Origin of the sequence: Rhizobium sp. Root482 (assembly GCF_001426565.1) — a bacterium.
Taxonomy (GTDB): Bacteria; Pseudomonadota; Alphaproteobacteria; order Rhizobiales; family Rhizobiaceae; genus Pararhizobium.
The window spans coordinates 1-24014 of record NZ_LMFA01000026.1; the positions used below are offsets into that span (position 1 = coordinate 1).

Consider the following 24014-nt stretch of genomic DNA (forward strand, 5'->3'; position numbering starts at 1 on the left):
GGGGTTCGCTAAATCTGCTCGTCTTCATCAAAATCTCCTCGTTCATAAAGCCCGAGAAAATTCTACTTTTGAAGCCCGTTAATTTGCGGGGGGATTACCGAAGAGGCGAATGTTCCATGCCTCAACGAGCATTTCGCATCGCTTTTATACCCCTCGCCCGAATGGGCCCCAGGATGCTGGGTAAATGAGTCTGCCATTCAAGGGTCAGACTTCTTCCGTCTCAAGCACGAAATTGCCTTCGGGGATACGGTTGCGTATCATCGAGCGAATGTTCGCGTCGATCGCCGGGTCTTCTCGATCGAAAAGGCCACACGCGCGAAGCGCCTTGCGCCGGTCGATGGAGCGGCCGAGATATTCGAAAAGTACGATGGAAGCGGCTGGTTTGCGTCCACGCAGCAGGGGCATACCAGTCTGAACGCCAATCAGATAGTGCAGACTCGATTGATAACTGGGATATAAAATGATCTCCGTTACGCTGCTTCGGACGACCGTCTCATATTCGAGTGCAAAAATGCGATCCCCAAGAAAAAGCAGAGCGGCGGAGTATCTTGACGTCTTGACACCTTGACGGCCCGGAATTTGAAGCCGCTCAATGCTTTTCCAGTAATACCGGCCATTGCTTTCGTAGAGCGCAACGAGACATTTGATAATCTTTCCGGCATGTCCGAAGGAATAGAAATATCTGAAATAATAGCCCACATACCGTCCGAGATCACCGGAGCGTTGATAGAGTTGCTCGATATGAAACATCAGATCTGTCGAAGCATGCTCAATGGGAGGACGACGGCGCAGGCCGACAATTTCGGCGAAACGCTGATGGTCCATTAGAAGCTCGGCCTCGCTCACGCCAAAGAAGTCGCAAATGCGTCTCAGATTTCGCCTCGACGGCAGAGACTGTCCGCTCAGATATTTGTTGAACTGCTGGCGATTGATTTGCAGGCGCCGGCATACCGATGCGATGGAAGGATGATAGCTACAGAGGAAAGCGAGATTTTGCGTGAAAGATTCTGGCTGCATTGCAAAAATACATACCCGTGGGCCAGCGATGTCAACTCGCGCTCGGTTTCTCGCTTTTAGATCGGTCATTCACGCATATGAAATATGTCTCAATGGTTTAAGCGCGCCTGAGACCAGTTTCGCTCGCTCACTCTGATGGCGGCCTCGATACGATGCTCGGCTGGAATCACTACCGTACGAAGCCGGCCTTCATCGCCATGGCCAAGAGCCTCACCTCAAGCACACGCGCCGCCCTCCGGCACCAGCGGGCACGGCTGGACCTGCTCCTCGCACCCGATCTGCGCCGCCCTGACCTGACGAAGACCATCGTCAAGGCAACCGCCGATACCGTGAAGCCCGTTCCGGTTGAGCCCGTCGATGATAAACGTGATAGCGGCCGAGCATTTCCTGCAAAAGTGTTCTAGGTTATACCGCGCGCCATCAGAGAACTCCAGATCAGGACTGCCATGACATCCGCGACCGATCGCATCCTCGCCGCCGTTGACCACCTCTTCGAGCGTGAAGTGGAATTTCTCGAAGAACTGGTTCGCTTTCGCTCCCTGCGCAATGAGGAAGCGGCTGCGCAGGATTTTCTTGCGAGAGAGCTGGAAAACCGCGGTTTCACCGTCAATCGCTTCCGCACCGATGCCTCCAGAATTGGAGAGCATCCCGCCTTCTCTCCCGCCACCGTTGCCTATGATGAGAGCTGGAACATCGTCGCCTGTAAGGCCGCGGCAGGCGGCGGACGCTCGCTCGCCTTTAACTCCCATGTCGATGTGGTGCCAGCAGGAAGCCCCCAACGGTGGCGCACTCCGCCTTTCGAGCCCAACCGCCGGGGCGACTGGCTGTATGGCCGTGGCGCGGGTGACATGAAAGCCGGACTCGTTGCCTCGATTTTTGCGATTGATGCCATCGCCGAGGCGGGGCTCACCGTGTGCGGCGACGTACAGGTGCAATCCGTCGTGGAGGAGGAAATCACCGGCAATGGCGCGGCGACGGCCTTTGCACTCGGTTTCACCGCCGATGCCGTCCTCAGCCCCGAGCCGACCGACGAGCAACTCGTGCGGGCCAATGCGGGCGTGATCAAATTCCGGTTGGAAACGAAAGGTCGCCCGGCCCATCCACGCGAGCCGGACTCGGGTCAGAGCGCTATCGACCTGATGATACGCCTGATCGGCCGTCTAAGAGAACTGGAATGCCGCTGGATCGCCGAACGGGAGAATAAGCCCCTGTTCCACAATATTGCCAACCCGGTGGCCCTGACGATCGGCACCATCAACGGCGGCGACTGGATCGCCTCTATCCCGAGCGACTGCGTTGCGGACGGTCGGATCGGTTTTTATCCCGGCGACGACCCAAAGGACCGCATTGCCGAATTCGAGGCATTCGTCAAACATGTTCAAGCGGAGGACCCGGCCTTTGACGGCGAGCCGCTGGTTACGCTCACCTGGGTCGGCGTCACGCATGCCGGCTACGAACTGGCTGAAGGAACGATGGCCGAGGCGGGCCTAAGAACCGCACACGCGATTACCCATTCCGGCGATGCTCTGCCCGCATATGTCATGGCCTGCTATCTCGATGCAGCCATCTTCTCCGTACACGGAAATATTCCGTCACTTGTCTATGGCCCAATTGCAGAAAACATCCACGGCATCGACGAACGGGTCAGCCTGCCGTCTCTGCGCCGCGTCACCAAAACCTTGGCGCTCTTTGCTGCAGACTGGTGCGGCGTGATGGAGGCTTGAGCTGGCGAGAGGAACATGAGTCCGCGCATCGTCCCATTTGCCTCGATGGAATGCGGATCGAAGACCACTCCAAACCTTATCCAACGATCGCTAGTTGTGAGCTTTCAGGAGGTTGTCCATTCGGCACGGATTTAGGAGACTGGAGTTATCACACCTCAGCTTTTAAGAATCGCTCCGAATGAACATTGACTAGATGCCCGGCTGACGCCTTTGCGCCGAGAATGGCCGTGGCTGCCATGAGCGGCCGGTTGCCCCAGGCACAAGCTACCCGCATCTACAGCGTTTCGCCAAAGTTCGTGTCGCGCCGGGTCGGGCGGTTTAGGATACAAGGGCGCGCCGGGATGATGGATCTTTCATTCGGCTCAAAACCAGTCCGCGACAGACGGAACAGGTGCTAGTCGAGCGCATGGTCGGAATTGGTCGCCAACGCCTGACTGGATAGAAGGATCGCCGCAGGAGCTTTTAACACAGCGCCGGTGGAAAACCGAAAAACCGTGGCCGACAGCCCCGGCGCACGAGTCCACTCATAAACCGGCGATCGCCGCACGGGCGCTTTTGGGCGGTTGGATGTGAAGCTCGTGAAGGATCCGAACTGCCGGTAGCTCTGACGCCCTAACGCGCTGAGAAATCAAGATTCTTGCTCGGATCGAACGTATCCTAAAGTTGTCACAAGAAATGACGAATTGATGAGCCGCATGTCAATCTTCCGGAAGAGCATCCGGCCATCGCTGCGCCCCATGGAGGACACGCAGTACTCGGACTGTCGTCTCCGTCACTTCGTAGGCGACGACATACGGCGTACGAGGAATGACCAGTTCGCGTGTCCCCGGGATCCGGCCAGGACGCCCGCTTTCGGGAAAGTCCTGAAGCCGACTGGCTGCGGCCACAATCCGTTCATCGACTGTGATGGCGGCGGTCGGATTATCGGCCTCAATATGCGTGAATAGACCGTCGCGATCAGAGAGCGCGAAGGCGGACCAAAAGAGTTTCACGTTTTCAGGTCGCCTGCCCTGCACTTGGCCGCTGCTCGGCGCTGGGCGAAATGCGCTTCCGCCTCATGGTCTGGAACGTCGGGCCGAGTATCGTTCAGCGCTTCCAACACCTTCGACCGGAACCAGGCGTCATGTCCCTCGCTGCTGGTCACGAGCTCAAGCGGGAGAGAGCCTTCGTTTGCAGTTCGGGTCAGCAAGATCCGCACGGCATCCGACACCGTCAGCCCCATGCTTTCGAGCACGGCAGATGCGCGGTCGCGGACTTCGGCATCAATACGGGTCTGAACGAGTGCATTTGCGGCCATAAAGCGATTCCTCTGCTTAGTACAATGTAATGCAAACGAACGACAAATGCTAGCACTCGCCATAGGATTTGAGATGCTCTCATAAGGCCCCCTGATCGAACAGTCGGCGGATGAACCGATCTGAGCAACCTCTCGCCTTGAAAGGATACGAACCAGCGTCTCCTCCTCGAATTCTCGTAAGTAGCTGATTTACTTGATTTTCGTGGCGGAGCGTTAATTTGCAACAGACTTTCGCGCATAACCAAATTTCTTCGATCAGTTATGACAAATATATGCGCTGTAAACTGATGCGCTTCAAAGCGCGGTGTTGCGCGCGCAGCGCAATTTTTTCTTGTATATTTTGCAATTCCGGTCAAAAGTATCTTTGCAGCTATTGGGGAGATTATCTGTGACAAATCCGACAATCGACGAAGCAAAATTGAGAATGGCTAAGCTTATCGTTCGTACATGGAGGGATGAGAAGTTCCGGGAGCTGCTGGAGACAGATCCGAAAGCCGCTTTCGATGAAATGGGCGTGCCGACACCCGCTGACAACGTTACCTTCAATGTGCACTTTGCTAGTGCCGACAACTATCATCTCGTGATTCCTGCAGCGCCAAAGGTGCTCACACTCGACGACGCCGATCTTATTGCAATTGCAAGGTCGGGCGAGCAGTTGGTATTTCCGAGCGTACTTGCCTGCTAAAAATGCAAGCGCGCTGGGAGGATCGGGACAACTTTCTCGACGAAACTGCCGCTTTGGTCACAGGCTTTCCTGGGGTTACCTCGGAACTACCGCAAGGTTGGTTCTTCGACCTAATTTGGCAAGTCCGTGACCGCATTGAAGACTTTCTCCAGGTGTCTAAGGACGGCGAGCAACTCTTCAAGACGGCCTCCGTTTCACATTCAGATTCCTTCGCCTGGGTGCAGGATGCTTACCAGCGTGGCTATTCTATAGTCATCGCGCATCTCGATCGGATATCACCTGCGGTGTCCAGAATCTGTCACGACCTTTCCATTCAACTCAACGGAAGGGTCGCTGCTTCGGCATTCTTGACGCCGCCCGGAAATGTGTGTTTTCCGGTTCACTTCGACACCGCAGACGTTTTCATGCAGCAGCTCAACGGGCGGAAGCATTGGAAGATTGGCTCTCCCATCGTTGAATATCCGCTTGAGGAGATGAAGCAGAGGGTGCCTGACACCTACGACGCCTTTTATCTACAACATCAGCTGACCGCAGGAGAAACGTTATATATGCCCCGTGGACACTGCCATGAGGGCAAGGCTTACGCTGACGCGCCATCACTGCACATTTCGTTCACTTACACACCTCCTTTGTTGGTTGATTTTGTAAAAAGCCTCGTAGACAGCGTAGCCACGACCGAGCCAGTTCTTAGACGAAGGCTGACGGATCACAGCACGATCAACGCCCTAGAAGTCTTGCAACGTCTCAGTGCGAAGCCTCCGAGGCTAGCTTTTCAACGCCCGTCCGCTATTGCTGCCAAAAGGCGGCATGTGGATCAGGTTGTTGCGCCACTCTCAGTTCGAGAGACTGAGAAGTCAGCTGGAACGTTTAGACTTCTATCACGTCCAATATTCTATGAGGTCGACAACTTCGAGCAGACGCTCTTGATATACGCGCCTAGTTTCGACAATCCGCACGGCCGATCTTATCGTGGTCCAACTCTCAGCATTAGCGCGTTGTTCGAGCCACTTATCTCGGCCCTTAACGCCTGTAGCGGATCTTTCAATTCTGAAGCTTTCGGAGACGGTTATTCTACCAATGCAGTGGAAAGGATTCTGCAGTCTTTAGTAGACTGCGGTTGGCTTTCACGTGTTTAGCGAAATTGATGACGCATTGTACTCAGAGACTGCTGCCAACTTAAACGCCAAGATTGGCGGCGAACGGCTCCCCCCGCTCCTGAAGTTCAACGCAGTGGAACTGAGCTCCTGCTTGGCTGATGAACTTAAGTCGACATTCTCCGTTCTCGGCACGATGGTCGATGGAGGGCTGGCAATTCCACATAGCACTTTTACCGCGCTAGTAAGTTCCAAAATGAAGACACGTTTCGTTCAGGATTATCTCGACGACCTGGAGCGCCTAAACGCGGCTATTTGCGACTTTGGATACTTTAGAGATCGACGGCGGCTTCAGCACTTGCAAGCAGCAGCCGAGGCTCATGACGGAGGGAAACGGACAACATTATTGCGCATTGCCGGGGATGAATTCTATTACAAGCCAAGAGGTTCAGGCGTAAAGAGGTTATGCGAGCAAGCTATAGCTTCAGATGCTCGTCTATCAAAATGTTTGGCAACGCCGCGTGTGGTCGAGTATGGGTCTAGGGATGATTACATTGAGCGAGCTGTTGCTCATACGAAGCAAATTAGTGCCGTAAAGTGGGACGATGTTGGATATACCTTTAGTAGGCTTGTGGCGGTTGGCTCGTCCGACCTCCATATAGAGAACATAATCGTCGGAGAACAAAAACTCCACCTCGTTGATGTCGAAACTTTCGTGGGACGAAATACGATCATCAATCCTGAAGACGAGGCTTTCTTTGTGTCTGGGGGAACATACGAAGGGCTCCTAAAGCACCTCATCCTCAGAACATTGTTCCTTCCCAGGATTTCGTTTGACGGCTCCTCAAGAATAGGCTTCATCAACGGCTCGACGACAGCTGAGCTTCGCCCCACATTCCATCGGCATAGGGACTTGGTCAATCTCAGTGAGGCCCGTTCGATAGCAGCACCGAACCGCGGAACCCTGTCAGATGTCGATCCTGACGCATTCCTGTCGGGGGTGGCCGATGGTTTCAATACATCTGCACACTGGGTTGACGCAGTTGCAAGTTTGGTAAACCCGACGAACGTTGCGGTCAGGTTGGTATTGCGACCGACGAGGCTGTACGCAACGCTGCTTGCAATGCTTCACGTTGGTAGCTTCGATACCCGGGCAACTCGTTACAGCTTCATCTCGTCAAAACTGACGGGGATTTTCCCTGCGGTTAATGCGCGGCAACGCACCATCCTGGACTACGAAGCAACGTGTTTATCATGTGGTTACGTGCCAACGTTCTTTCAAACAACTGGCGACCTATCACTGATTTTGGGGTCCGGACAGATGATTGATAATTACTTTTCCACCTATCTTTCAGAGGACCTCGTCAGCCGTGGCAAATTTATGGAAGCTAATTCAAAAGCAGCCGTGTCGTTCATCAAGCAGCAGTTGTAGTTTATGGTCGTTATTATTCCCTCTCGGATATTTTCCAACGTTTATTGATGCCCGCCTGCCGTTGCGTACTTGGCATGCTAGGAATCGTATTTGACCCCAGGACCTCAGCTTGGAAGACGAACGACTGTTTCCATTTGAATTCCATCTCGAAGGAACCCCTGTTTCGCTTCAAGGGCGACCCGCATCGAAAGAGCGATGGAAGGGTGAAGTTGCAGCCGCCGCTCAGTCTAGACGTGATGAGACCGTGGAGTGGGCATATCTCGAACCGGAGCCGCTTGCTCTCACAATTTACTATTTTCCTATCGCGCCGATGGGCGGTGATGTCGACAACATAATTAAGCCTATCCTAGATGGATTGATCGGAATTCTCTATCTCGATGACAAGTCGATCGAGAGAGTAAGCATCCAGAAATTTGAACCCGCCGGCGGTTGGCAATTCCTGGATCCAAGCGAGCAGCTCACTGTTGCATTGGATATAGTGACAGCTTCCGAAGTCCCCACGCCAGTTGTATACGTACATGTTACCAACGATTTAAGTTGGAGGAGTATCTAATGACCCTGAGCTCACAGTCAGCAATCGAATTCGAGCGGAAAGCGCTGGAGAAACTTCGTGATCAGTACGAGGCGAAGGGCTTCGAGTTCGTGATGCATCCGGGTAAGGAACTCACCCCACCTTTCCTGGGCTCCTATCAGCCGGACGCGATTGCATTGAAAGACAACTGCAAAATTGCGATCGAGGTAAAACAGCAATACAGCCCATCGGCCGAGCGGAGTTTAAGCCAGATACGCAAGCTCTTCGAAGCGCACCCCGAGTGGGAGTTCGTCATCAGCTATGGCGGAAATGATCCTCAAACGACAGTAGTGATGCCACAGGCTTCGCCAGCATTGATCGCCCAGCGCCTTTTGGAGGTGAAAGCTCTCTCCGAACAGGGAAATCATCGGGCAGCGTTCGTGTTAGGATGGGCGCTGCTGGAAGCATCGTTGCACCGTCTTCAAGGTGAGGAGGGCAAGCGGCCGCGTTCGCCTGGCACGGTTGTCGAGACGCTCGCCAGTTTGGGCTACCTCACACCCAAGACCGAGCGCCAGTTGCGCCCGTTGATCGCGCTCCGCAACCGTATCGTCCATGGCGATCTGGAGATCGAACCGACCGGCGACGACGTCTCAGCAATTCTGGACGCTCTCAGACAGGCACTCGCGGACGAGTAGCGGCTCTGCGCGATGTCAATGCCGCGTGGATTCCCTCCGAAGTGCCGAAGTAAAATTCCCCATTTATGCCGACGTGGACGCTGGGTCGGACTCTAATCAATTCTGGATGAAATTCTCAGTGGCAGGTCAAAGTAAGGATAACTGACAAACGCGGCGAGCGACACATCTTCCTCTTCGAGTCGTTTTCAAACACATATGATTGTCTCACCTTAGCCACATACAAGCGGCCTCATGCGAGGGTTCTCGGGTTTTAAAAACATGGTCTAGAGCTGCTGCTTCGTGTGCATGGTAGCCGAGCCAAGTACGAAACTCTGGCAGTATTTCCAAAGCAACAACTTCTACGGGATGACATTTTTCTTCCAGCGTGCAAACTTCGCTAGAACGAAACTATGCTGGTAGGCGGAGCAGTTGGATGGGTAATGTCGAGGCGATTCTTTTCGGAGACAGGGATACAGCGGACGGGCTTGCGATCGATATCGTCGGCCGGTCTCGGTCTCGCGAATTGTTCTTCGCCGTTGTCGGCCCTGTGGGAGCGGGGGGATCGCGTGTCGTCAACTCACTTAAAAGAAGTGGAGAGGAAGCTGGCTATCAATGTGAGGTCATAAAGGCCAGCGAGCTAATAAAGGGTTGGGCCGCTGACAATCGCCCAACCGAAACCATCCCTTCCTCGAGGACACTTTCCGTCGTCGAGCAGATGCAAGACTTGGGTGACGAAATGCGGCGGCGCGACACCGCAGCGGTCGCTCGAGATGTTATGCGCGAAATTGCCAAGAAACGAGCGGACGCTCAGAAAGTTAAGTACGTTCGCGGCGAAGCCGTCATACCGAATGATGTAAAGCGAATATACTTGATTGACTCCATTCGCCATCCCGCCGAAGTAAATGTCTTGCGACGGACGTATGGAAATTCATTTGCGCTTGTTGCTGTCGTCTGCGAGGAAAACGAACGAAAGAAGCGCATACTAGGGAAATATTTTACAATCCCAGAAAGTAGCATTCCGGAGAATGTTAAAAGAGTGGAGGAATTCGTCAAGCGAGACGCGGATGATGTGAGTAAGAAGCATGGACAGCACGTAACTGAAGCCTTTCACGAAGCCGATTTCTTCATTGATAATACAGCGCACGACGTTAATGATGATCACCATCTCCTAGATGAGAAGTGCGGCCGCCTTATCGACATTATCTCGCATTCCAAAGTCGTTCGCCCGACGATCGAAGAAACCGCAATGCATCACGCCCATTCTGCACGTGTCCGTAGCGCCTGCATGTCGCGGCAAGTTGGGGCGGCCGTTCTTGATGATGGCGGCACAGTAGTGGCCACAGGCGCTAACGAGGTGCCCGCTGCTGGCGGGGGAGTCTACGGGGAAGCGGGGGGTGCCGCTAACCGGCTCCACGACGACCGGTGTGTTTTCCGCTCATCTAGCCCATATTGCAGCAGCAACCGCGAGCAAAACAGAATAATTGAGGAATTGATTTCAGCGATCCCGGAACTTGCCGCTGTCACTGATCGTGCAAAACTCGCCGCAAATCTCCGCCAAACGTCTGTCGGTGGACTTATAGAGTTTTCGCGGGCGGTACACGCCGAAATGGACGCGCTATTATCGGCTGGCCGCGAGGGAGTATCGACTGTCGGAACGCGCCTGTTTGTCACCACGTTTCCGTGTCACTATTGTGCCCGCCATATCATTAGTGCAGGCGTTTACGAAGTGCAGTACATTGAACCTTATCCAAAAAGTTTGGCGACGACACTTCACAGCGACGCGATAGAGGTCGATGAGGCCAAATGGATACCTCCGCGCCGGCAATCCATGGCGGAGGAACGTGACAAGAGCCGTAAAGAGGAGGCCATCCTTGGAAAAGTTCTCTTTAAACCATTTGTAGGTGTTGCGCCTCGGCTATATCTTAGAGCTTTCGAGAAGACTTGGCGCTTGAAGGACAAACAAACTGGGGAATTCAAGATGGAGCCGCCGGAGTGGGGCGACGAGTGGTCGTCACTGACTGTTGGCTATCCCGAGCTCGAGGCGGCGTTGACGAAGTGAAGAAAATACTGTCGCATCTCAGATTGGTCGCCTCTGACCCCGCGCTCACGCGCGCAGTCCAGGAAAGAGTGACTGTCGGGAAGCGCAAGCTAAAATTTGAAGAGCAGCTTAGCTTTAACCTCGAGGGAGAGGTTCAGGAAAAGCGAGTGATCCTCATTGCCATGGCTCCGCTTCATGGAAGACGGTTCATGGAATTGATTGCCTCCATTAAGCCCAAGGTTGTCCTGGACACGAGACATGCAATCAGATTCGATTTGCCTGGTACAAGCCGATCTTACGTATTTGCGAGGTTTGCCAGCATCCACGCTTACTACGCGAAAGCGCATATCCCATGGCACGAGCTCCGAGCGGCGGACTTCATGCTGGAGCGCGGCCCACTCTCGAATAGACTGCACCATGAAATTCTCGAAAGGGAGGAGGACTGTATCATGGTGCTCCTACCCGATGCAGAGCATCTGGGGCTGTTTCGATCTTATCTTAATCGACAGCTCTCGACTTCATCAAAGATGGATTGGAGGATCGAGGAGGCTGTTTAAGGCTGCCTCGTATTGATTTCACGGTCTACGCGCCACGCAGGGCTCTTTCGTACTGGATAATTGGTCCGTAACCATACGCACGCTTTGAAACGATGAATCGTGGGACAGTTGACCGGTACATAGCAAGTCGCGGAAATTACGATCAATTGTCACCCTCGTCCTCGCAGCCAGCGACTGCCTTCCGCAAAGGCTTGCCGTCCTAGATATCTTCGGCCGAAAAGGTCGTCTCCACAGTCAACATGACTGCCGCCGGCAACGATCGGCGTAAGAGGATCCATCTCTCTTCCTAATCCAAAAACAATGCTATCTTCGCGGGAAACGAAGGGTTGCATGTTCTGGAAGAAAAGGCAGGAGCAAGATGTGGAGGCGCCCGAACCTGTCATGCCACTGGAGCCGATCGAACCGCCACCTCAGTCAACGCAAGCTGAGCTGGGGAAAGCCGCGAAGGAACTGGCGGCCTCGCTCCGTGCTTATCCGCGGCGACCAACTACGCTTGCCCTTCACCAAGCACCATACCGTGGCAAATTGTGTCGCGATCGTCATCATCTATGTGCCTCCAGAGACAATCTTTTTCCTACTGGTGGATGAAGACACGAAGCCTCGGGGACACCGTGTTAGCTCAAGTCCCCAGTTTTGGCTAGCAAAGAGAAGCACCATCCCGTCCTTGACTTCCGCGAAGCATACCTCATATATCTCACGTGCAATACGTGAGAAGGATGAGTAGAATGAGAATTTCCCTGATGCAAATTTCCGATGACGCTGTGCTTGCGGGCGCGATGAACGGGAAAGTGGCTTTTGCGGAGATGATAAAGACCATCCCCGACGAGGCTGTCGCCCCCCAGCCTCTGTTTCTGGACTTCGGCTCGGTACAAGTGGCTACCGCGAGCTATCTTCGTGAGTCAGTTTTCGCGTTGAAGTCTTATCTGCGATCGAAGAATTCGTCATTCTACCCTGTGATTGCCAACGCAAATCCCGAGGTTTGGGACGAGCTTTCCGTAATCGCGAGCGCAAAGAACGATGCAATTGTCACGTGTTCACTATCGGATGAGGGGGTTGCGACAAGTATCGATCTCCTCGGAAACCTAGACCCGAAGCAACAGATGACGTTCGAACTTGTATTGAAGTTCGATGAGGTAGACGCCAACTCCTTGATGGAACAATTCGGAGAGAGCGAGAAAACTAAAGGCACGACAGCTTGGAACAATCGGTTGGCCAGCCTGGCGTCGCGAGGAATCATTCGAGAATTCTCGAAGGGAAGATCTAAGTTCTACCGGCCTCTTTTGATGGAGAGCATTCATGGGAATTGAATTTCTTACTCGTACACGCAAGACCATTACAAAGCATATCGATCGGATGCGAGTAGAGCTGGCGACGCCCGATTTGTTCACACAACAGCCTGCCGAATTGCCGCGTTGCGCGATGCTGACCCTGAGAAAGGGCGCCATTGTAGAGATAGGTGATCAGCTAGTGTTGGAAGCGACGAGGTCGTCGGTCACCGCTCATCGGAACAACGTCGCCGTTGGCAACTACGATAACCCGAGTGCCGACATACTGGAATCACTTGCAAAGACCGGTGGCACCGCAGGGGGCGTCGTTCGCCGCGTGATGAAAATTTCAGGTAAAGCAGAGGTGTCCCTTTGCTAGATATGCGCAGCAATGAGGTCTTGCTTCGAGCCCTGACTGATGACCCATATCGCTACTCGCTGGCACTCGGATGCAGTGGCTGCCCGAACTTCGAACTCTGTGGCGGCTTGTCCGTCCGCGATCCCATTCTGGATTGCATGGATTTATGTTGCGGACGGCCTGACGAATGCACAAATGTCTGCGCTAAAAGTCCGGCTCGCTACGTCGATCAGAAGCGAGAGGTGCTTGGGTTCAGTCTTTCCAACATCACGCGCGTGCCTGGACACTATCAGCCCTTAGTTCACGATGTCGTTCCACTAATATACCATGGCACCGGCCGAGATCGGGCGGCAACCGGAGCGATTTTTGCGTTGCGACTCCGCGATTTGGTCAGATTCTCAAATGCGACACTCAGGTATCAGACCCGCGAGGAATTATGCGCCGCGTTCAAGATTGATCATTCCGCCTCCATCATACTTTCCGGCGTTGATCACGATGATGACATAGAACCTTGGTGGACGCTCGGCGCGCTGCGTACCTCGCTGATCCGGCAACTTTGCGATCTACAAATCCAGCTCGTGACATCGCCGAACTTTAGCTTAGTCCTTGATAAGCCACGAACCGATGACCTTCACGCAATGAAGCGAATTGCAATTTTGTGGAGCGAGTTTGAAGAGAACGGGATCGCTTGTGCTCTACATGTAAATTCAAGAACTTTCCAGGACTTTGATCGCTGGGCCACCTTCGTTAGCGAAAGGCCCGAGATACAGATTATTTCATACGAATTCATCACCGGGGGCGGCAGGAAAGATAGGCGTGATTTCCACATTCGCGGTCTTCGTCAGATTGCCCAGGCCGCTGATAGGCCGATCGATATTGTGGTCCGCGGTGATCCGGACGTCGTCGCGCAACTGCGGCCGCATTTCAGAAGCGTTATTTATATAGATACCACTGCCTACATGAAAACGATCAAGCGACAACGCGCAGCACGCTCGAACAATAACGCGCTGGACTGGGTGTCGACAACAACCACCCACCCTAGCCAGGTCGACAACATGTTGCAGCACAACATCAGTGAGAGCGCGCTATTCTTAAGGGGTCGCTTCTACGATCAAGCCGATTGCAGCCAATAGGTGATCCATAGAGACTCTGAACATCGATCTGCTTGAAGATATCTCGTTAGCGCTTCAAACTGGTTCTATCGGGCCGCAAGACCTTCCACCGACGGCGGCGCGGTCACTGGGTGCATTTCTCGAGCTCACTCACCTGTTTCCCGACCACGTCCAGGCCAACGCGATCTCAAGCTGGCTTGACCGCCGTCATTTTTGGCGGTTTGCGGAACGCGAGCAGGCTTGGTTTTTCGAAGAAGGACCGCAATTGGGTTTCGTGCCCATGACGGCCTTAAGCGCGAGCAGCACAGTTTGGATTGACGCGGCAAACCGAATCAAGCGGCTCAGCGTAGCTGCGGGCTTCTCTGTCGATCACAGCGGAAAATTCGTGGCCGCCTTGTCGGAACTGATCGGAAACATTATTGATCATAGCCAACGGCCAGAGACTGGCTATATCGCCTTCCATATCGAGCCACGCAGGCTCGAGCTCATTGTCGCGGATCGCGGAGTAGGTATCCTTACAAGTCTAAATTCTAATCCAGAGTATGCAAAGCTGTCTGACCACGGTCGAGCTATCGAGCTGGCTCTTTCCGAAGGGATCTCCAGGTATCCGAAGGAGGACGGGCACGGGTTCGGCTTTCGACCACTATTCGTTGGTCTTGCGAACATCGCACGCTCGTTGCGATTTAGATCGGGCGATCATTGCCGGGAGGTGGCGCGCGATAGTGACGGCCCTCCGCTATCGAGAACCTATGAACTCGCAGTTTTAGACGGCTTCTTCTGTGCGGTTACATGCGAAGTCTGATTTGTATGGCCGTCACTGGAGGAAAGGCTATACTCGAGCCGTTGGCGGAGAGGTGAAGCCCGGCGTAGCTGTCCTCAGTGGCGCTGTCACTGACGGGCTGTAAAAACTCGAGAAACCGTGACATCTCGATCACCGACAAAAAGTTCGAAATCATCCTTTTGAACATGTGTCACCAGATCGAAATCGTCAGTTTCCGTGCGCGCCAGCCTGAAGCCGGCCGGATCGAGCCAATCCACGCCTCCCTCTGTGTCGACAGGGATAACGGGGTAGCGACGCTTGCGACCATCGGTTCCGACCAAGATCGCGGAATCCGGCAATTCGTCGAAAAAATCCTCAAAACCTGCAGGGAGGCTTCCCTCCCATTTCAAGAACAGTTGCGGGTCGATTTTGCTTTCGGCGTCGTCAACATATCCTTCTGTCGAAAGCCAAGCATCGAATTCCGCTCGTCTATTCGCGGCTTGCTCTCGCGTCTTGGCGAGGCCTTGGGCAAGACAAAAAGCCACGAACGGGTCGAGGGTACCCCATCTCAGGAGTTCGCGCGCCCAAAACGCAAACCACGGCAAGCCGGTCGTTTCGCGCCAGTCCTCAAGCGCCGGAACTTCTGCGTCATCGTCCGCAGCGCTGGACCATCCCTGGGCAACCACTGCCCCGATAACCGTGCCGAGCCGGAACTCGAGATTATCAGAGACGAACCGTTGCCAGGCACGGAGCGAATCGGCACCAGGTGCAACCGCGCCGGCTGATCTCATCCACCAGGCCAGGACATCGTTCCAGTTTTCGAGCAACCTCTGATCCGTCTGCGTTTGTCGCACACGGAAGCCGAAACCCCGGTCATCTTCGATCAGCTGCCCTATATCTTTGAGCACCTGAAGTCGGGCTTCATCGCTGGAATCTCCGTAGTCCGTCGCGTCTGATAGGATGGTCTCGATGTCATCGGCGACAGCCGCAAAACGGCGGCCAACGTATGGTGTGAACCCGTACTGGTAGAGGCGCTTTCGTTCTTCAGCGTCGGGATAAATCGTCTCCACGATCGCTCTACCCCGCCGGATGAAGGCATCCTCCATCCATTGCTCCTGAGCGGCAGCAACCTTGGTAAACGTGCGTTGCCAGAGACTGACCAGAAAGGCTTCCGCGGCAGCGCCGTCTAGTTCCTGTCCATCTGCAAGCTCGAGTTCCTCGAGTGCGGTCAAAAGGAAGCCGTCCAGCTCATCCAGACTATCAGCCAGTCGGGCTGCCGGCGTCGTCGCCGCCACGCCGGCGTTTGGACTGATCGCTGCGGGCGTTATCCGATCAAGCCAATCCAGGAAGTTGGACTGCCGAACGCCAATCGATGCCGCGCGTTGGGCAATTGCATCGAGCAAAAGTGCCAGTGGGCTTTGTACCGCACCGTCTTGCCGCTCTTCTCGTACAACCTTCAGCAACAGATTGTCGTAGTCTCTCTGCATTTGTCGTCGCTGCCGGTCCTGCGTCGACCGGGCGGACGCCCTTTGACTTGAATTCGCTTGCGGTACAGCGACAAGCGTCATGCCTTCAAGGCCACTCGATGCGCCCGGGCGCCCGGCGCGCCCAGCAAGATTGCGAAATTCGGAGACTGAGAGAGGGGTGATCTCGCGCGTATCATTGACGACATCGAACGACTCTCTCCGCAGAGACGTTAGAAAAATAATGTCGAACGGGAGATTGACCCCCTCCGTGAGGGTCGCTGTCGCCACGGTGATTGGGCAAATGCGCTTGTCGATCAGCTCGACCATGAGGCGTCGGAGGCGCTGCGGCATCTGTCCGTGGTTTGTCGCGATACCGCGATCGAGCAGGGCTAGTTCGTGAGAGTCTTCGCCACAATAATCTATCGTTGCATCCCGCGCCTCTTGGAAAATGTCACCTAAGCGTCCGTCCGGGACCCTGAAGGGTGGAATGCCAGACCACTCATCAAGCTCCAACGCTTTCCGATACCATCGCATCGTCTGTTCCGGTTCTTGCAGAACCGAAATCAAGATGCGCCGCTCGGTCTCAAGAAGGTGCAGTGCCGTCCAAAGGACTGACAACTCATTGAAACGAAAGAGACTTTGTTGCCATTGGTTTGGTAGATAAGGCATGACTGGCGTGCGCAACGGGAGATAGACCGGCTGGTCTCGGTCCCGCACGAACAGCCTTCGGCCATTCAGGATTTCGAGCGACACGCGGTCGGACGCCCTTGGGGTCGTTTCCAAGACTCCTATCAGCTGGCGTGTGCTGCGGTACCGCGTGCCGATCGCCACGGCGTCCTCTCGATTTTCGATCCATTTTGCGACCGGTGGTGCCGCACCGCCGGCGACCGCCGTCAACGCGATGCGGACAATGTCAGGGGCTCGCGCCAGCAACCGAGACACAAAGCTTTCGAGGCGAATTGCGCGGTTGCCGTGTTCTGCGAGGTCAGCTTTGGTTCGAGCATCATCCACGGCAACCACTTGATGAGCTTCATCGATGATCAAAAGCCGCAAGCGTGCAAGGAGAAGAGGGCCGACGTATCGCATAAGTGCCTCTGCCTTTTCGACGGTGGCAATCAGGACAGTCGGAGTTTCAGCTTGCAGCCAGTAGTCGGTAATTCCCCAATCCGTTCCGCCGTAAAGGCCGGTGATCGTTAAATCTTCACCAAGCTCGCTCTTCAGCTTCGCTTCGACTTCACCTGCGAGCGCGCGCGACGGAACGAGATAAAGCGCAAGAGGTGACGTTTCCAGACCTGTCGGGAGCAGCAGCTCCTTGACGAGGGCCAGGTTGGCAACAAGCGTTTTGCCGGAACCCGTAGGCGTGCAGAGAGCAAAAGATGTTTCCTTCAAGAGACGATCAAGCCCGGCGCGTTGCGACGTCCACAAAATGCCGCGCCCGCGGCTGAATTGTCCCCGTGCAAATCGGCTGAGACGTTGACGTCTGCCCGGGTTGAGCGCCGACAATTCGACGATCGGCCTATGGATCGAGGCCTGCATGTAGCCGTTCGCCACCGCACGAAGAAGCGTAATCAGAAGCGAGCTGTCCTCACTGAAGGTGCGAGTTGCCATCTGCTCCATAGCATCGAGCTTGCGCATCGCCCGATCCAGTCTTTCGGTCTGCCCTCGTCGAAGCGTATCGGCGAAGAGGCCGAGAACCCGAACCAGTTCGACCGTGAAATACCATGACATTCCACCTTCACTCCCGGCGTCCAGGAGACGTCGCGGAGCAGCGTCGTCGGTCAGGTCTGGATGACGTGCCCAGAACGCTGCGACGCCTTCAAGGACGCCATCGAAGTCAGCTCTCAGAAAAGCCCCATACAACCGCGTTCCATCGTCCAGCATTTCGACTTCGCCTATGACACCGCTTGCCATCGCTGGAAGACCGCCGAGCTGATAAGCGGCCGCAGCGAACAGCTCGACAGGTGCGGTCGTCGTGGTTCGGTCATTGGCTCTTGAAAGCCATTCCAGAAGCTCACCGGCCCGCCTGTAACACTCGATCGCGCCAGCGGATTCCTGCCCCTCGACTTCGCGATAGATCTCCGCGACGTGTAGAAGACGCCGCGCATCGGCGAGTTCGAGCAGCGACTCATTGGTGCCCCATTGGATCAGCGGCACCTCCCAAGCGGTCTGCAGGCATCGGACGAAGGAGCGAGCCTGCCGGGCAGATAGAACATTCTCGATGCCGATTTCTGTTCGAACGGTGTTTGCGACTTCCAATCGCTCTTGATCGCGTTCAGCCATGATCACACCTTCCAGAGAAGATCGTAAATTTCATCGATGAGGTCTTCGCCATCCTTCAGGATGACTTCGACGACCTGGAGGTCGTGCGGAGACGTATATTCTTCCGGGATGGTTTCCCACGTAAGCAACGCCTCACCCTCTCCTCGTTTCGCTTTGCCGTTCCCAACGATCATGATGAGATTTGTGCGAGCAATTGGGACGGGATTTCTCAACACCAAGGCCTTGTCCATGGAAACGATGGCTGCGGCGTGGCCATCTCGGTCACGCTCCCTCAAAAGCCTCTGCAGCTGCCGCACCCCGTGCGGGACATCGATATCACGGTTGATCTCAGCCCATATTCCGCCTCTACGCGTCCGCTGACCGTTACGCTTGTTCGTCTTCCACTTTCCCAGCATCAGCGTTTCGACCTCGGCGTCGCTCAGTTCGCCTCTCCACTTTGCTTCCCCGACAATCAATCGAACAACCGCGCCACGGTCGTCGAGTTTGAGGCCAATAAAATCTGACCCTAACCGCCCAAAAACTGCACGTTCGCGCTCAGCGTCTCGAGCCAGATCAAACAGGTATTTTTCAACGTCAGCGTGATATCGAAACAAGAAAATCGGGACCGACCATTCGTGGCCGCCTACGAACTCATAGTTTTCTGTGACCAAGCCGGCCATCACCTCTCCAAACAGCCCGCGTTTAGCAGTATCGGGGAGGCACCCGGGATAAAGGAGAGACGCGTCGTCATCTTCATCAGCGTCCGGGTGAAGGGATATCCCGATCTCCCCAGCGAAAAACTCACGGGCATCGCGGTGGGCCGACTCGAAGTAAGGCCTGAGTTGGTTACCGAGATCGCTGTCCCTCGCTGGTTTTTCAACGAGGAGCAAATGCCCGTATCTGCCGTCAACTGGATCAGACTCGAAGTTTTGAAGCCATCGGCTCAATGCACGCGATGGCGGTCTGCAGTCATGCATAGGCTTGAGGCCTCTCCCAATACAATCTATACGATAGGCAATAATGAGGTTTGCTTGTCTTTTGAAGAGCAAATTAATCTTGTCGCACGCTGGGATTTTTTCGCATTGGTCAGGAAAGTCCGCCAAGACGAAGCAACGTTCGCTTGCTGCCGCAAAGTCCGAAAAATTCAAATGATACCCCACGCCCGAAACCTCCCCCTCCCCGTCATCTCTCTGAGGCCGAGCTCCGCAACAATCCGCCGCGCCGCCTGCGGCGTGACCCCGAGGGTTTTCGTGACCGTCCCGGCATGAACGAGCGGAGTCGCCATCACGAGATCGATAAGCTCCGGCAACTTCGATGAAACCCGCCTCCCCTGCAGTTTCCGCTCTATCATTTTTCGCGCCAGCGCCAGCCGGTCATGTTCCTTCAGCCCAATCTCGGCGGCCGCGATCAGCCCATCGGCGATGGCCAACAGCCGGACCTCTCGACTGTGGTGCCGGCGCCGATCGACGGGGATGGTTTTGAGGCCAACGTTGATGGCAGCTAAATGCGCGCCGGTCGTGACGCCGGCCTGGCGCAGGATCGAGGCTGCGAGGTGCCGGCCAAGCCAGGGCGCATGCTGCAGAACGTCGAGCGTGTTCCAGGCATCGAGAGCGACGACGGCTTGCAGCGCCGGCGGCAGATTTTCGGCGTGGCGCAGCACGGCGCGCCATTCCTCTAGCCGCGCGTCCTCGTCCCAGTCGAGATCGTAGACGAGCGGGTCACGATCCCGCGACCGATTTGTTGGTGCGATCGCCTCCTGCAGTACGGCTTCCGAGCGCGCCAGGACCACATCGATGGCGGCCAGCTCGGCGTCGAGGACGCTGGCGTCGTCGCCGTGCTCCCCCTCCCCTTCTCCAGCCAGATCGACTTGTACCGCGGCGCCTTGGCTCTCGACGGTGCCATCACCAAATGATGCTGCAGGCCATGCCTGCCCGGCAACGACGTTGTGCCTGCGCAGGCTATGAAGACCTTCGGGGCTGAGCGCCCAGCCGGGCGGCTGCGCGGCGATGCGCCGGCGGGTGCGCATGACGTCGCGGGCGATGGTCAGCTCGTGTGTCGGCGTACGGATATCGTGGTTGGCGTCGTGCAGGACGAGGTCCTCGAGATGGACAAGCTCACCGTCGATCCACAGCGAGGCGCAAGCGTCAGCGAAATTTTGCCGCTCGAGAAAGCCGGCGCCGACCGGCGAGCGAGCAATGCGCTCGTCGAGCCGCGTCTGGGCAATACCCGCGTCAAAAGCGGGCCGAACCAAGTTTAAAATGGGCAATTTCGCGAGATCGTAAGCCATTGAATTCATAGTAAATGATTTGCTAAAGGAACGCTATCTCAATATTAAGGTTCCTCACATGGTATGATTGACGGTTGATGGTATAACCATCGATAAGTATAGATTATCGATGTTTATACGGCCTATTTTCGAGGTAACGATTGACGCCCGTGCGCGAACATACAGAACTATTCAGTCTCCTATGTCGGAACGAGAATTTTGGAATCAAAATGTACTCACATCAGTCGGTTTAGAACTTCCGCGCATTCAAAAGGGACCGGCAAGAGGCATCATCATGACCACCTGCCGCACGATCACCTCAAGGGACTGAACCTCTCCGCAATTCCCCGGCCCCGCTTCGCCGTCCCCCGTGATCGAGTAATCCTTTTTTAAACGACAGCTCCTATTCCCGCTCGCCCTCGGCACTGGTGCCGAGAGAATGGAATGAGAGCATGCCAAAACCCGATCTGTCATCACGTCATTTTCAGCGAAGAATTTCGAACTTTTGCGAAGTGCGCATTGCGCCGATCGCGTCAAAGCGGGCGCTGGAGAATATCAGGCCCTACCTCGTCAGTCTCGTCGTCTACCGCAAGTCACCGCCACTGGTGAACGGCCGCATCGCCTGGATGACGATCGCAGCTGCCTGTGGGATCGAAGATGAATTGACGCCGGATCTGAAAAAGCAGTTCCGCATCGCCCTGGACGCGATCATCCGGTGGCTCGGCGCGCCACGTATTGCGGAGGACGATCAGCCGATGAAGCAAGCCCCACGATCAAAACAAACTGATCAACGTCGGTCCGCGACGACGGCGCCCTCCACCCGAACGCCGCGGCGGATCGGCGGCGACGAACCTGATGCTCGGCTCGGGTCGGCGCAGAAGGGACCTGAGGCCAAGCCGATCTTGCCTTTTCCTGATCCGCTATTCGAAGCGACCAAAGATCCCGCCGATTTTCAGGAGTCGCTTGTTTATCATATGCGCAGGTTCGGTGAGAGCTACTGGCAACTCTATCGCGCCGTCATTCGTCTGGGCGAAACCTTCGACGACAAGACCCTCCTGTCGTGGGTCGAGGGCGATCGCGTGCCACGATCCGTTACGAGTTTCGGGATCCTGTCGCGCATCGAGCAACGATACCGGCTGCCGGCCGGATATTTCAAGGGGAAGCTGCCGCACCAATCCCGTTCACTTCACGGTCATGATCTGGGCGACATCAGCCCGGCCGAGCGTCGGCGCCTCGCATGGCATCTGCCGGACGATTTCAGCAGCCTGCCCTTCGCCAGGCGGGAGGAAATCCTCGAATGGGTGCGCCGGGTCATCATCTCCGGTTCGACAGACTATCGGCGCTACCAGGCCGCAGCGGTCAAGCAGCGTTACGCCATCCGCTTTCCAGGCATCACCTATGGCGGGGGATCGCTGTCGCCTCGATCGCAAAGCCTGACAATCAGCACCAACCAGAATGCTGCGGAAACCTTCGAAGATCCCGATCTCCTGTCAGGCGTCGTCGATGCACCGCCGCGGTTGGCCATGGAAATGGCTGACCTGATCCGCTTCAAGACCTCGACGCTGACGGCGATCGGGTTTCAGAGGAACGGCGTATGGGGAGAGGAAACGGCGTCGCAGAAGATCGAGCATCTCGGTCTGATGTTCGGCGCCCTCGCCGCCTCGCCTGCCGGCGCCGTAAAAGGACGCGGCGTTCCCCTCGGTCAACTCACCTTCGGCCTGCTGATCTTCCCGGGCGTCTGGGACTGGTATCTGCAGTGGCGCGAACAAAGGCGTGGCTTCTATACCAAGTGGGAAGAGGATATGCTGATGGTGGCTCAAGCCCTGACCCGTTCAGAGGTTGGCTGGATCCGCCAGCATCCGGAGCTGTTGAAGACTGTCCAGCCGATCGAAGGCCTGGTCGCGCCCGAGGAGATCGAGTTCGCGGCGCGCGACTGGCATGGCGCCTGCGATGCGTTTCATCGCCATGCCGCGAACCGATCCAAGGAGGTCCAACGGGTCATGCGTGTGCACCGCGATCCCTTCGAGCCGATACGAAATACTGATGCGCATGCCTGACGAGGATCGCTATCCACGACCTGCCGCAGAGGCCGTTCGCTCCTTCCTGATGCTTCGCCTGGGCCTGCATCTAGGGCTTCGACAAAAGAATCTGCGCCAGCTTCGCGTTTGCCCGCGCGGCCATTTCCCGACATCTGAGCGACGGCTCGAAGATATGAAGTGCGGCGAGTTGCGGTGGATCGACCGAGAGCACGGCTGGGAGGTGCTTATCCCCTCAGTTGCCTTCAAGAATTCCGGCTCGTCCTTTTTTGGGCAAAAGCCATTCCGGCTCATCTTGCCGGATCTGCTTGATCTCTACAAATATCTTGAAGCCTATATCGATCGCCATCGCGGGGTGCTGCTCGGCCCGGCAAAGGATCCCGGCACACTGTTCGTCAAGACAGTCAAAACGACCAGCCTCGACGCGGCCTACGATTCCACCAAATTCTACGAAGCCTGGCGAACCGTGATCCAGCGCTATGGGATCTACAATCCCTATACCGGTCGCGGCGCCATCAAGGGTTTGCTGCCGCACGGACCACATAATGTTCGGNGTTCTACGAAGCCTGGCGAACCGTGATCCAGCGCTATGGGATCTACAATCCCTATACCGGTCGCGGCGCCATCAAGGGTTTGCTGCCGCACGGACCACATAATGTTCGAGATATCCTGGCGACCCATATCCTCAAGCAGACGGGATCCTACGAGCAGGCAAGCTACGCCATCCAGGATACGCCGGATGTCGTGCAGCAGCACTATGGTCGGTTCCTGCCGCAGGACAAGGCGGCACTGGCCGCGAAGATTCTGAACCAGGTCTGGGAGGCTGCTTGACATCAGAAACCAGGTGGNGTCCTACGAGCAGGCAAGCTACGCCATCCAGGATACGCCGGATGTCGTGCAGCAGCACTATGGTCGGTTCCTGCCGCAGGACAAGGCGGCACTGGCCGCGAAGATCCTCAACCAGGTCTGGGAGGCTGCGTAGTCACAATGGGATGCGTGCGGCTCGCGGCCCGCATCCGCCGCCCAGGAACCGACCTTCGATATGCGGCAGGCAGTGTTTTAGGTGTCGAATGACGCGGCAACCGCTAGACTTCGATCCCGGTGAGCAAAGGCAATGCCGGCGTCGTGGCACTATCGGCCGGCTGCGTCTTGGGCCTGCGCACATGGGACTTACTCTTCTTCGCTTTCGGCGGCGGGCCTTCCGGCGCCGTCAGTTCGAGTTGCTCGACGCGAGGCAACAAGGTCTCGGCAGCCGGGTCCGACCTGTCGGTGTTACGAGATGTAGGCACCAGCTCCGTCGCGGCGTGCTCCGTTGACACGACAACAGTCCGTGGTTTTGGGCTCGTGGATTTTGGGGCTGCCCGTTGCTGCGGGGCGTCGGGCTCGACATAGCGGGAATAGCGAATCATCGGCGGTGAGCCTCCATAATGTTCTCTAATCGTTCTCATTTGAAGAGGAAGGTG

Annotated in this window: 19 protein-coding genes and 2 pseudogenes; 14 read left to right on the forward strand and 7 right to left on the reverse strand. The window is 55.8% G+C overall.

Annotated features, from left to right (window positions below):
- Positions 1-204: 204 nt before the first annotated feature.
- Complete coding sequence (locus ASD31_RS22885) at positions 205-1086, reverse strand: helix-turn-helix domain-containing protein (RefSeq protein ID WP_156392774.1); 882 nt, start codon at positions 1084-1086, stop codon at positions 205-207.
- An 83-nt stretch (positions 1087-1169) separates the two neighbouring features.
- Between ASD31_RS22885 and ASD31_RS22890 the strand changes: the two genes are divergently transcribed.
- Together ASD31_RS22890 and ASD31_RS22895 are read left to right on the forward strand one after the other, a co-directional pair.
- Positions 1170-1421, forward strand: a complete 252-nt coding sequence (locus ASD31_RS22890; protein ID WP_056339504.1) for a hypothetical protein — start codon at positions 1170-1172, stop codon at positions 1419-1421.
- A gap of 42 nt (positions 1422-1463) precedes the next feature.
- On the forward strand, positions 1464-2741 hold the full coding sequence (locus ASD31_RS22895) for an ArgE/DapE family deacylase (RefSeq protein WP_056339507.1): 1278 nt from the start codon (positions 1464-1466) through the stop codon (positions 2739-2741).
- 698 nt (positions 2742-3439) lie between these two features.
- On the opposite strand, the gene ASD31_RS25635 is transcribed toward ASD31_RS22895, so the two are convergent.
- On the reverse strand, positions 3440-3733 hold the full coding sequence (locus tag ASD31_RS25635) for a type II toxin-antitoxin system mRNA interferase toxin, RelE/StbE family (protein ID WP_082520675.1): 294 nt from the start codon (positions 3731-3733) through the stop codon (positions 3440-3442).
- Positions 3730-4038: a type II toxin-antitoxin system RelB/DinJ family antitoxin gene (locus tag ASD31_RS22905; protein WP_056339513.1), complete on the reverse strand. Its 309-nt coding sequence runs from the start codon at positions 4036-4038 to the stop codon at positions 3730-3732. The genes ASD31_RS25635 and ASD31_RS22905 overlap by 4 nt, the downstream gene beginning before the upstream one ends.
- 388 nt (positions 4039-4426) lie before the next feature.
- Between ASD31_RS22905 and ASD31_RS22910 the strand changes: the two genes are divergently transcribed.
- From ASD31_RS22910 to ASD31_RS22955, 10 genes are all read left to right on the forward strand, one after another.
- Positions 4427-4723: a hypothetical protein gene (locus tag ASD31_RS22910; protein ID WP_156392775.1), complete on the forward strand. Its 297-nt coding sequence runs from the start codon at positions 4427-4429 to the stop codon at positions 4721-4723.
- A 2-nt stretch (positions 4724-4725) separates the two neighbouring features.
- Complete coding sequence (locus tag ASD31_RS22915) at positions 4726-5859, forward strand: JmjC domain-containing protein (protein ID WP_056339521.1); 1134 nt, start codon at positions 4726-4728, stop codon at positions 5857-5859.
- Between the two features lie 112 nt (positions 5860-5971).
- Positions 5972-7249 (forward strand): DUF4135 domain-containing protein, encoded by a 1278-nt coding sequence (locus ASD31_RS22920; RefSeq protein ID WP_156392776.1) that lies wholly within the window; start codon positions 5972-5974, stop codon positions 7247-7249.
- Between the two features lie 109 nt (positions 7250-7358).
- Complete coding sequence (locus ASD31_RS22925; protein ID WP_056339531.1) at positions 7359-7802, forward strand: RusA family crossover junction endodeoxyribonuclease; 444 nt, start codon at positions 7359-7361, stop codon at positions 7800-7802.
- A complete protein-coding gene (locus ASD31_RS22930) occupies positions 7802-8455 on the forward strand; it encodes a HepT-like ribonuclease domain-containing protein (RefSeq protein ID WP_056339534.1) in 654 nt (217 codons plus the stop codon). The genes ASD31_RS22925 and ASD31_RS22930 overlap by 1 nt, the downstream gene beginning before the upstream one ends.
- Positions 8456-8867: 412 nt before the next feature.
- On the forward strand, positions 8868-10493 hold the full coding sequence (locus ASD31_RS22935; RefSeq protein ID WP_056339537.1) for an anti-phage dCTP deaminase: 1626 nt from the start codon (positions 8868-8870) through the stop codon (positions 10491-10493).
- Positions 10490-11029 (forward strand): hypothetical protein, encoded by a 540-nt coding sequence (locus ASD31_RS22940; RefSeq protein ID WP_156392777.1) that lies wholly within the window; start codon positions 10490-10492, stop codon positions 11027-11029. Before ASD31_RS22935 ends, ASD31_RS22940 begins: the two co-directional genes overlap by 4 nt.
- A gap of 725 nt (positions 11030-11754) precedes the next feature.
- The gene (locus ASD31_RS22945; protein WP_156392778.1) at positions 11755-12336 is read left to right on the forward strand and encodes a hypothetical protein; all 582 of its coding nucleotides are present in this window, start codon (positions 11755-11757) and stop codon (positions 12334-12336) included.
- Entirely contained in the window at positions 12326-12673 is a 348-nt protein-coding gene (locus ASD31_RS22950) for a hypothetical protein (protein ID WP_056339544.1), read from the forward strand. Before ASD31_RS22945 ends, ASD31_RS22950 begins: the two co-directional genes overlap by 11 nt.
- A 2-nt stretch (positions 12674-12675) precedes the next feature.
- The gene (locus tag ASD31_RS22955) at positions 12676-13785 is read left to right on the forward strand and encodes a DUF4417 domain-containing protein (protein WP_156392779.1); all 1110 of its coding nucleotides are present in this window, start codon (positions 12676-12678) and stop codon (positions 13783-13785) included.
- Between the two features lie 867 nt (positions 13786-14652).
- Here ASD31_RS22955 and ASD31_RS22965 read toward each other — a convergent pair.
- From ASD31_RS22965 to ASD31_RS22975, 3 genes are read right to left on the reverse strand one after another with little or no spacing between them, the layout of a single operon-like run.
- Entirely contained in the window at positions 14653-18270 is a 3618-nt protein-coding gene (locus ASD31_RS22965; RefSeq protein ID WP_056339553.1) for a DEAD/DEAH box helicase, read from the reverse strand.
- 2 nt (positions 18271-18272) lie between these two features.
- Positions 18273-19409: an aminotransferase gene (locus ASD31_RS22970; RefSeq protein WP_320409414.1), complete on the reverse strand. Its 1137-nt coding sequence runs from the start codon at positions 19407-19409 to the stop codon at positions 18273-18275.
- Complete coding sequence (locus tag ASD31_RS22975) at positions 19394-20545, reverse strand: RHE_PE00001 family protein (protein WP_056339556.1); 1152 nt, start codon at positions 20543-20545, stop codon at positions 19394-19396. The genes ASD31_RS22970 and ASD31_RS22975 overlap by 16 nt, the downstream gene beginning before the upstream one ends.
- Before the next feature lie 422 nt (positions 20546-20967).
- Between ASD31_RS22975 and ASD31_RS22980 the strand changes: the two are divergent.
- A pseudogene (locus tag ASD31_RS22980) lies at positions 20968-23104 on the forward strand (hypothetical protein); the annotation flags it as partial.
- A 1-nt stretch (position 23105) separates the two neighbouring features.
- Positions 23106-23382: pseudogene (locus tag ASD31_RS26865) on the forward strand (hypothetical protein); the annotation flags it as partial.
- Positions 23383-23636: 254 nt separating this feature from the next.
- On the opposite strand, the gene ASD31_RS22990 reads toward ASD31_RS26865, so the two are convergent.
- The gene (locus ASD31_RS22990) at positions 23637-23840 is read right to left on the reverse strand and encodes a hypothetical protein (RefSeq protein WP_210168920.1); all 204 of its coding nucleotides are present in this window, start codon (positions 23838-23840) and stop codon (positions 23637-23639) included.
- Between the last annotated feature and the right edge of the window lie 174 nt (positions 23841-24014).